This window comes from Thiobacillus sp. (assembly GCF_018780105.1).
Taxonomy (GTDB): domain Bacteria; phylum Pseudomonadota; class Gammaproteobacteria; order Burkholderiales; family Thiobacillaceae; genus Thiobacillus.
Genome location: NZ_JADMKC010000021.1, coordinates 26404 through 36013, shown reverse-complemented (window position 1 = coordinate 36013; position 9610 = coordinate 26404). Strand labels below are relative to the sequence as shown.

General features: G+C 62.9%; 7 protein-coding genes and 1 pseudogene. 3 read left to right on the top strand and 5 right to left on the bottom strand.

Annotation, left to right across the window (positions count from 1 at the left end; translation table 11 throughout):
• The 5 genes and pseudogenes from IV098_RS11980 to IV098_RS11960 form a co-directional block, all read right to left on the bottom strand.
• Positions 1-265 (bottom strand): annotated as a pseudogene (locus IV098_RS11980) (hypothetical protein); the annotation flags it as partial.
• 266 nt (positions 266-531) lie between these two features.
• Positions 532-966, bottom strand: coding sequence for a hypothetical protein (locus IV098_RS11975; protein ID WP_296889393.1), 435 nt, complete (start codon positions 964-966; stop codon positions 532-534).
• A 43-nt stretch (positions 967-1009) separates the two neighbouring features.
• The gene (locus tag IV098_RS11970) at positions 1010-4150 is read right to left on the bottom strand and encodes an efflux RND transporter permease subunit (protein WP_296889392.1); all 3141 of its coding nucleotides are present in this window, start codon (positions 4148-4150) and stop codon (positions 1010-1012) included.
• 8 nt (positions 4151-4158) lie between these two features.
• Positions 4159-5853: an HlyD family efflux transporter periplasmic adaptor subunit gene (locus IV098_RS11965; protein WP_296889390.1), complete on the bottom strand. Its 1695-nt coding sequence runs from the start codon at positions 5851-5853 to the stop codon at positions 4159-4161.
• Entirely contained in the window at positions 5850-7040 is a 1191-nt protein-coding gene (locus tag IV098_RS11960; protein WP_296889388.1) for a TolC family protein, read from the bottom strand. The genes IV098_RS11965 and IV098_RS11960 overlap by 4 nt, the downstream gene beginning before the upstream one ends.
• Before the next feature lie 192 nt (positions 7041-7232).
• Here IV098_RS11960 and IV098_RS11955 point away from each other — a divergent pair, with 192 nt between their 5' ends.
• The 3 genes from IV098_RS11955 to IV098_RS11945 are packed head-to-tail and all read left to right on the top strand — an operon-like array spanning position 7233 to position 9504.
• Positions 7233-7421, top strand: a complete 189-nt coding sequence (locus tag IV098_RS11955) for a hypothetical protein (protein ID WP_296889387.1) — start codon at positions 7233-7235, stop codon at positions 7419-7421.
• Positions 7422-7429: 8 nt separating this feature from the next.
• Positions 7430-8122 (top strand): heavy metal response regulator transcription factor, encoded by a 693-nt coding sequence (locus tag IV098_RS11950; protein ID WP_296889385.1) that lies wholly within the window; start codon positions 7430-7432, stop codon positions 8120-8122.
• Positions 8119-9504 carry a heavy metal sensor histidine kinase gene (locus tag IV098_RS11945; RefSeq protein WP_296889384.1) on the top strand — a complete coding sequence of 462 codons (1386 nt, stop codon included), beginning with the start codon at positions 8119-8121 and terminating at the stop codon, positions 9502-9504. The genes IV098_RS11950 and IV098_RS11945 overlap by 4 nt, the downstream gene beginning before the upstream one ends.
• The last annotated feature ends 106 nt before the right edge of the window (positions 9505-9610 follow it).

The window sequence follows — 9610 nt, the reverse complement described above, 5'->3', positions numbered from 1 at the left end:
TCCCCGCCATCATGTTTTCCCGTGTGGTCTGCATGTATTCCTGCATCAGTTTCTGGCGTTGTTTCGGGTCTTTGGACTTGGCCATCTGCTCCAGCTGGCTTTGCATGCGTTTGGTATTGGCCTGCATCTTCTGGATCGTTTGCTCGGCGGTGGGCGCTGCCGCGTCGGTTTTTTGTTGATCGGGGTGGTGCGCGTCAACCGCGAGAACGGGCTGTATGGCCAGGGTGGAAAGCAGCAGGGCGGCAAATAGTGTGTGGCGTTTCATGGTCAGCTCCTTTGCGTGGAAAAACTGGGGATTACGGTTTGACGACTTCCGGGCGTAGCCACTGTGGAGAACGCTATTTTCTTTCCCGGAATCATAGTCATAGCAGGCATATCGAGGTTCCCCAAGGAGGTGTCAGCCCGCACAACTGAAATCCCAGTATGGGCACGTCTCCCCACAACAAGCTGACGGCAAAATGACAATGGCGTCATCTGGCAACGGGCTGGATTTGAAGAAAATCGGCGGCAAATCCTGTGGCCGTTCCCAGGCTAATGGCTCATGTCGTGGTCATCAGGAGTCGCGGATGCCTTCTGCATGGGGGTGAACCGCGCCTGTAGCGCCGGCTGGCCCGCCAGCGCGATGGAAACCACGACTTTCATGTCTGGCGCAAGCTTGAACTGGCCCGAGCCTTTCATCTGGTTATCGCCCGCAGGCGTGAGCTTTACACTGGCCTTACCCGTGCCGGATAGCAGGGTTGCGGTTCCCGTTGCGCCCTGGGTGTCCTGTTTTTTGCCGCTGTGGTCCGTGACATAGACGCTCACCTCGCTGGCTTTGACCACCAGTTCGAAATGGTACTGCTGCACCATGCGCAACTGACCGCCATGCGGCGCGGTTTGGGTGTCGAGATATTCGTCGCTATGAGCCAATGCGCCTTGCGAGAACAGCAAAGCCAAAGTGAGGACGGATGGGTTCAGGTATTTCATTTCAGGCTCCTTGGTCATGTGTAAAAGGGGTAAAACGGGCGCTTCAAAAGTTCACCTTGCCGCCCCGCGCCAGCAGTTTCAGCATCGGTTTCTCGCCCCACAGATAAAACATCACCGGGGTCAGCAAGGTATCCAGCAAGGTGGAACTCACCAGGCCGCCGAAAATCACCACCGCCACTGGATGCAGGATTTCCTTGCCCGGATCGCCGCCGGACAGCATCAGCGGAATCAGGGCGAACGCCGCCACCAGCGCGGTCATCAGCACAGGCGTCAGGCGTTCCAGGCTGCCGCGTATGATCATTTGCCTGCCGAACGTTTCGCCCTCGTGCGCCACCAGATTGATGTAGTGGCTGATTTTCAGGATGCCGTTGCGCGTGCTGATGCCGGCCAGGGTGATGAAGCCGATCAGGCTCGCCACCGACAGCGCGCCGCCGGAGAGCCACAGCGCGATGACGCTGCCCACCAGCGCCAGCGGGATGTTGCCCATGATCATCAGCGACAGCGCGGCGGATTGGTAGCGGCTGTACAGGACCATGAATATCAGCGCCAGTGACACCAGCGACAGCCCCGTAATCAGCCGGCTGGCTTCTTCCTGCGCCTGGAACTGGCCTTCCAGCTGGGTGAAATAACCTTCCGGCAGCGGGTAGCGGGCAAGCTCGGCGCGGATGTCGCGGACGATCTGCGCCATGTCGGTGCCGTCGCTGTTGCCCATCAGCACCATGCGGCGGCGGCTGTTTTCGCGCAGGATCTGGTTGGGGCCGTCGCTGTCCTCGATGTCCGCGATCAGGCGCAGCGGAATGCGTCCACTGGGCGTTTCCACCAATAGATTGCTCAGACCCTGCGCGCTGCGGTCGGCGTCGGCGAGGCGGATCACCACGTCGAAGCGGCGGTTGCCCTCGATCACCTGCGCCGCGGTGGCGCCGTTGGATAGCGTTTCCAGCGCGCTGTTGATCGCTGCCGGGGTGACGCCGTATTGCCGGGCCTTGGCGTAATCGACGCGGACTTGCAGTTGCGGGATGCGCACCTGTTTTTCCAGTTGCAGATCGACCAGCCCCGGGATGCTGGCAAGCCGGGTTTGCAGTTGCGCCGCCAGCCCGCGCAGCGTGTCCACATCGTCGCCAAAGATCTTCAACACGATCTGCGCGCGCACCCCGGACAGCATGTGGTCGAGCCGGTGCGAGATGGGCTGGCCGATGTTGACCGAGGCGGGCAGCGGCGCGAGGCGGTCGCGGATGTCCTGCAAAACGGCCTCGCGGGAGCGGGCGGATTTTTTGAGGTCCGCGTCGATCTCGCTGTAATGCACGCCTTCCGCATGTTCGTCCAGCTCGGCGCGGCCGGTACGCCGCCCCACCTGGGTCACTTCCGGCACTTGCAGAATCAGTTGTTCCGCCAGGGTGCCGATGCGGTTGGCTTCCGACAGCGAGGTGCCCGGATTCATCATGGCCGTGATGGTGAGCGTGCCTTCGTTGAACGCGGGCAGGAAAGAGCGGGCGAAGAACGGCACCGCAGCCGCTGCGAGTGCTACCGCAAGCAGCCCCGCGCCGAGCACCAGCCTGCTGTGGTCGAACGACCATTGCAGCAGGCGCGTATCCCATTGCTTGAGCTTTTTGACGACCGGGCTGTCGCCGTGTTCCAGCCGCTTCATTTTCGGCAGCAGGTAATAGCACAGCACCGGCGTCAGCGTCACCGACACCAGCATGCTGGCGAGGATGGAGACGATGTAAGCGACGCCCAGCGGCGCGAACAGCTTGCCCTCGATGCCGGACAGCACGAACAGCGGAACGAACACCAGCACGATGATGAGCGTGGCGTAGACGATGGCGGAGCGCACTTCCAGCGTGGCGGCGGCGATCACCTGCAGCACCGGCAATGGTTCCCCCCTTTGCAAAAGGGGGGCCTGGGGGGATTGGTCGCCCGCCGCCCGATTCTGCTTGAGCCGGCGGAACACGTTCTCCACTCCCACCACCGCGTCGTCGACCAGCTCTCCGATGGCGATGGCCAAGCCCCCCAGTGTCATGGTGTTGATCGACAGCCCGAAGTATTTGAACACCAGCACCGTGATCAGGATGGAGACGGGAATCGCGGTGAGCGAAATGAACGTGGTGCGGAAATTAAGCAGGAACAGGAACAGCACCACCGCCACCATGATGGCGCCGTCGCGCAAGGCTTCTTCCACGTTGCCCACCGCGCTTTCGATGAAGTGGGCCTGCTTGAACAGGATGTCTTTCGCCGCGACGCCGGCGGGCATGTTTCGGTTCAGCTCCGCCAGCGCCGCCTCGATTTCGCGCGTGAGCTTGACCGTGTCCGCGCCGGGCTGCTTCTGCACCGACAGGATCACCGCGGGCTTGCCCATGAAGCTGGCGTCGCCGCGCTTCAGGCGCGCAGCGAATTCAACCCGGGCGACTTGCCTGAGCAAAACCGGGTTGCCTTCACGGTTGCCGACCACCAGATCCTGCAAGTCTTCCAGCCTGGTGGTGCGCCCGATATTGCGGATCAGGTATTCCTGCGCCTGCGATTCCAGAAAACCGCCGCTGGTGTTGGTCGCGAAGCCTTTGAGCGTGGCTTCCATCTGCTCCAGCGTGATGCCCAGTCTGCCCATGTTGGCTGGATCGGGCGTGACCCGGTATTGCTTCACTTCGCCGCCGATGGGGATCACTTGCGACACGCCGGCAATCGTCAGCAGGCGCGGGCGCACCACCCAGTCCGCCAGTTCGCGCGCCTGCATCGGGCTCGCCTTGGCGGGGTCGGCGGTCATCGCGATCAGCATGATTTCGCCCATGATGGAACTGATCGGCCCCATTTGCGGCGTGATGCCGGCGGGAATCTGCTCCTTGACCAGGGACAGGCGTTCGGCGATCTGCTGGCGGTTGCGGTAAATGTCGGTGCCCCAGTCGAACTCCACGTACACGACGGACAGGCCGATGCCGGACACCGAGCGCACCCGCGTCACCCCCGGAATCCCGTTCATCGCCGTCTCGATGGGAAAACTGATGAGCTGCTCCACTTCTTCGGGCGCCATGCCGGCAGCCTCGGTCATCAGCGTCACGGTGGGTTTGTTGAGGTCGGGGAACACGTCCACCGGCAGCTGGTTCAGGCTGAGCAGGCCGTATACCAGCAACAGGAGCGATGCCGCGACGACAAACAGGCGCTGGCTCAGGCTGGATTGAATGATGGCGTTAAACATGGCGTCTGTCAGCGGATCTGGGTCAGCAGTGCTGCGCCTTGCGTCACCACCCGGTCGCCGTCATGCAGGCCTTCCAGCACCGCGACCGATTGGGCGTCCAGCGGCTGCACGTTCACTTTTTTCGGCACGAAGCGTTCGGCGGCGGCGTGCACCCATACCATGGTTTCCCCGCTGCTGTTTTTCGTGACGCTGGCTTGCGGCACGGCAATGCCACGCAGGGTCTGCCGGGTTTGCACGAACACCTGCACCGGCTGGCCCACGCTCAATGCGGGCGCAGGCGCCTGGATACCGAACTGCATCGGCAAGGCCTGTTCGCGCAGCTGGTAACTCTGGCCGATGAATGCCAGCCGCAACGGCTGGTTGCCGGTGGTGACGCCGGAAGCGCCCGCCACCTGGCCGGATAGCGCAGTGTCGTAGGCGACGGCCTCCACCCGCAGCCGGGAGGGATCGATCACTTCAAACAATATTTCCCTGGCATCCACCACCTGTCCCGCGACCACGCTGGACTGGCTCACCGCGCCGGCAACCGGCGCGCGCAGGGCTTCGCGCTGGAACAGGCTGGCCGCCACCGCCGCCTTGCGCGCCTTGAGGCTGACCGCTTCGGCCCGCGCCGCGTCGATCTCTTTTTGCGGCAGGCTGCCCGCCAGTTGTTCCAGCCGCTGCGCGCGTTTTTCGGCGAGGCCGAGGCGGCTGCTCAACTCGGCCAGTTGCGCCTGCTGGTTACCCGTGTCGATGCTGCTGGCGGCCGGTTCGATCCAGGCCAGGATTTGCCCTTTGGCCACCTTCATGCCCAGACTGGGAAAGCCGCCGGCCGGCGCGGCGATGCGCCCGGCCTGGCTGGATTGCACGCGTCCGCTGAAATTCGGGTCGGCGCTGATCTGGCCGTTGAGCGTCACGGTCCGGGCGATGTCGCGCGGCTCGCCCAGCACGGTGCGGATGCCGAGCAGCCGCTGCGCAGGCTTGGGCATGACAACGCTGCCGTCGGGCAAACGCACGGGCGCTCGCTGCGCGGCGGCCGGCATGACGTTCACCGCAGTAGCAGCGGGTGCGGCTGTGGGCGGGGCGCCGTGATCCTCGTCGCCGTGGGCGAAGCCGGGATGGCTGTGCCCGCCGAGCAGCACAGCCGCCAGCACGGGCAAGGCCAGGCTTGCCGCCGCGCCCTTGCGGCGGCGGATGAATTTGAACAGCGCAAGCAGCGCGATGACGCCTGTCATGCCGCCCGCCGCCCATTTCCCGTAATCAAGCCAGGTGCGCCCGCTGGCTTCGCCGGGCTTCAGGCCGGGGATTTGCAAGCTGCCGATCAGCAAATCTTCCACACCGGCGGCTTCCACGCTCACCACGACTTCATAGGTGCCGGGCTGCTGCAGCCAGTCCGCGGCGGCCGCGTAGCTGCCGTCTTGCGCCGGCCGCAGCTGAAGCTTGTGCCCGTTGCCGTTGGTGCTTTCCAGCTCGATTTTCGCGTTGAGGATGGGTTCGTTGGTGGCGTAGCGGTCGGCATAGACGGTGAGCCTGCCGTCCCGGACCATGCCCAGCAGTTCCACCTCGGGAGACTTCAATTCGAGTTGCGGCCCGGACGCGGACAGGCTGACTGGCGCGCGCGCCTCGTCGCCATGATCTTCGCCGCCGTGGGCCAGGACGCAGCGTGGCATCAGTAAAACCAGTATCCATGGCAAATGACGCGCCATTTTTTTGAGTGTCGTCACGGCAAGATTCCCTGAGCTTGATTGAGGCGGGCGCGTGCCAGCGCCAGTGCGATTTCTTGTTGCATGCAAGCCTGGCCGGCTTCAAACGCGGCTGCGCGGGCGCGCAGCAAGGTGAACAGATCGGTTTCGCCGAGATCGAAGGCTTTCTGGATCAGCCCGAGATTTTCCTGCGCTGCGGCACGCTGTTGCTGCGCCAACTCCAGCAGTTGATCGGCGGCTTGCAAACTTTGCTCTGCCTGCTGGAGCTGGAACTCCAGCGTGAGCCGGGTGCGATTGAATTCGCTTTGCGCGTTGGCAAGGCCTGTTTGGGCGGCGCTGATGAGCGGCAGGTTGCGCGCATCGGTGGATAAGGGCAGGCGCAGGGCGATTATTACGGAGTCGGCGTACGGGTCGTTCAGGCTACTACGCTCCCGGCGCATACCGAGTTCAAGTTCTGGATTGTCGCGGCGCGATTCGCCGGCCAAGCGCACGTGCGCCTGCGCCGTTGCGATCGCCTGGCGCGCCGCTTCCAGCAACGGATGGTCGTCAGGCAAGGGCTTCGGCTGCGCGCTTTCCGCACTATCGTCAGGCAAGGCTGTCATGCCGGTAAGGGTGGAATAGGCTTGCAGCGCATGGAGTAGCCGGGTACGGCTTAGCAAAACCGCTGCCTGGGCGGTGCGCCATTCATTCTGTGCCAGATTCAAATCGGTCTTGGCCAATTCCCCTGCCCGAACCCGCTTGGCGACATCTTCTGCCAGTTTTTTTGCAGTTTGTACGCGCGCCTCGTCAAGTTGGATCTGAGTCTGAGTCTGGTGCACTTGCCAGATCGCCTCGCGCAGTTCTCCAACCAGTTTCAGGCGCAACGCACGCATACTGGCTTCCAGGCCACTCTTGCCGACTAGTGCCTGACTCTGCCGCGCATCGCGCTGTCCGGGCAGCCAGATGGGCAAAGCGATACCGGCTTCCCACTCGGTCAGGCCCGCATTGTTGGTCAACTGATCGCCACGATGACTCAAAATGACGGCGGGTGCGCCGGGCAGCAGGCTGTTCGCGGCGACGGTCTGGGCCTCGCTTTCCGCGCGCTTCGCCTCCAGGGTTTGTGCTTGGGGGCTGGTTCCCCAGGCTTGATCCAGCGCCGCGCGCAGGCTCACGGCACAAGCGGGTTGCACGAGCAGCAAGCCGGCAAAAATCAACAGTGCGCGACGCATGATGTTCTCGAATGTCAGGTTAAGTTGTTTAGCGCATCCTGCAGGCGCACGCCCAACACCAATCTGACTAGGTGATTACAAATCTGTCATGCGCGTCTCCATCGGCGGCGAGCTGTGGCAGGATGCTTCCATCCAGTCTCATCATTAACCTAAAAACCGCAGTTGACCGCTTGTCGCCTTGAGGAATGCCGCATGAACCCTGGGTTTTTTGCTTTCGATTACGTTCATCATCTGGGTGAGTCCGCTACGCACCATCTGGCACGTCTGGTCGTGCGCCTGCCTTTGTCGCGCCTCGTTGCAGGCCCCGGCCTGCTGCCTCGTTGCTTCGCGGCAGACACCCGCCCAAACGCGCCATCTGGCGCGTCCAACTGCGGTTTCTAGGTTCAACCATGAAAATCCTGATCGTCGAAGACGAGCCCAAGACGGGCGATTACCTGAAGCAGGGTCTGACCGAGGCCGGTTTCGTCACGGATCTGGCGCGCGAGGGTTGGGACGGACTGGAACTCGCCAAAGCGGGACACTACGACCTGATGATCCTGGATGTGATGCTGCCCGGCATCAATGGCTGGCAGGTGCTCGAAGGCGTACGTCGGGCCGGCATCGACATGCCGGTGCTGTTTCTGACCGCGCGCGACCAGGTCGAGGACCGGGTCAAGGGACTGGAACTGGGGGCCGACGATTACCTGGTGAAACCCTTTGCTTTTGCCGAGCTGCTGGCGCGAGTGCGCTCCCTGGTTCGCCGCGGCCATGCGGGGCTCGAATCCGCTGTCCTCAAGGTGGCCGATCTGGAACTCGACCTGCTGCGGCGCCGCGCCATGCGGGCGGGGCGCAAGATCGACCTCACCGCCAAGGAATTCGCCCTGCTGGAACTGTTTCTGCGCCGCAAGGGCGAAGTGCTGCCGCGCAGCCTGATTGCCTCGCAGGTCTGGGACATGAATTTCGACTCCGACACCAATGTCATCGATGTGGCGGTGCGCCGGCTGCGGCTCAAGATCGATGAGGGGTTCGGTTCCCGGCTCATCCACACGGTACGGGGGATGGGCTACGTGCTGGAAACCTTTCCGGAAAACGCAGAACCATGAAAACCCTGTCGCTGACAGCCCGGATCAGCCTGCTTTTCGCGGTGGCCGCCTCCCTGGTCCTGCTGACGACGGGTTATTTCCTGACGCAAGTGGTGGAGGCCCATTTCGAGGAGGGGGACCGGCACGAGCTCAACGGCAAGCTGGAACTCATCGAGAATTTGTTCGAGCACACCCACAGCCAGGCGGACCTCGATCTTCTGCCCCAGCAACTGGATGACGCCCTGGTCGGCCATCATGGTCTCGCCGTGGCGGTCACGGATGCGACGGGCGATATCTGGTTTGCCACCTCCGGCGCTGAGTTTCCACAAACATTGCTGAATGACTGCCAGGCCCAACCGGCAAGGTGTACGTCCGGCGCCTTGCGGCAGTGGAAGCAAGCCGGGTTGAGCTACCGGGGCATGGCCGTGTCGATGACGACAGGCAGCGGCAAGCCTTACACCGTGGCTGTGGCGCTGGACATCGAGCACCATGAGCTCTTCATGAACACGTTCCGCTCGGTGCTGGCGCTCGCCATCGCTTTGGCCGCGCTGGCTACCGCCAGTCTCGGCTGGGCGGTCACCCGATGGGGACTTTCCCCTTTGCGTCAGGTCACCGACATGGTGGCGGGCATGTCCGCCGAACGTCTGTCGGAGCGCCTGCCGACTACCGGTTTGCCGGCGGAACTCAAGCCGCTCGCAACCGCCTTTAACGCCATGCTGGCCCGTCTGGACGATTCCTTCCGCCGGCTTTCCGCGTTCTCATCCGACATCGCGCACGAACTGCGCACCCCCATTTCCAACCTGATGACCCAGACCCAGGTGGCGCTTTCCAGCGCACGCGGCAATGACGAATACAAGGAAGTCCTGTATTCCAGCCTGGAGGAATATGAGCGCATGGCGCAGATGGTTGGCGACATGCTCTATCTTGCCCAGGCTGACAATGGCCTGCTCAAACCGGGTCTGAAAAGCGTTAGCCTGACCAACGAAACGAAGGACTTATTCGATTACTTTGAGGCGTGGGCGGAGGAGCGCGGTGTTTCCCTGGCCCAGACAGGCACCGCTACCGTGCCTGGCGACCGGCTGATGCTGCGGCGTGCGCTCAGCAATCTCGTGTCGAACGCCATTCGGCATACCCCGAATGGCCAGACCGTGCGCGTATCGCTGGCAACGCACGGCGATAAAGCCATCGTTACCGTCGAGAATCCGGGCCCCGAGATCCCGGCCGAACATCTTCCCAGACTGTTCGACCGCTTCTACCGCGTCGATCCTTCGCGTCAGCGCAAAGGCGATGGCGCCGGGCTGGGCCTTGCCATCGTCAAATCCATTGTTGAGGCACATGGCGGCTCAATCGCAGTGGCGTCCACTGATCAATCGACACGGTTCCAACTCACATTGCCTGCGTGAGTGAGGGGAGGGGTGAGAACGATCACGGTTGGCCGGTTCAGGCAAATCGAGCAACCGTTGGCGAGTGTCCGTTATTGCACCGCATAAGCGAAGCTGTAGACGCAAG

Bases quoted from the DNA above. Each gene is read 5' to 3' on its own strand.
- IV098_RS11975 (WP_296889393.1), bottom strand. From the start codon at position 966: ATGAAATACCTGAACCCATCCGTCCTCACTTTGGCTTTGCTGTTCTCG.
- IV098_RS11970 (WP_296889392.1), bottom strand. From the start codon at position 4,150: ATGTTTAACGCCATCATTCAATCCAGCCTGAGCCAGCGCCTGTTTGTC.
- IV098_RS11960 (WP_296889388.1), bottom strand. From the start codon at position 7,040: ATGCGTCGCGCACTGTTGATTTTTGCCGGCTTGCTGCTCGTGCAACCC.
- IV098_RS11955 (WP_296889387.1), top strand. From the start codon at position 7,233: ATGAACCCTGGGTTTTTTGCTTTCGATTACGTTCATCATCTGGGTGAG.
- IV098_RS11950 (WP_296889385.1), top strand. From the start codon at position 7,430: ATGAAAATCCTGATCGTCGAAGACGAGCCCAAGACGGGCGATTACCTG.
- IV098_RS11945 (WP_296889384.1), top strand. From the start codon at position 8,119: ATGAAAACCCTGTCGCTGACAGCCCGGATCAGCCTGCTTTTCGCGGTG.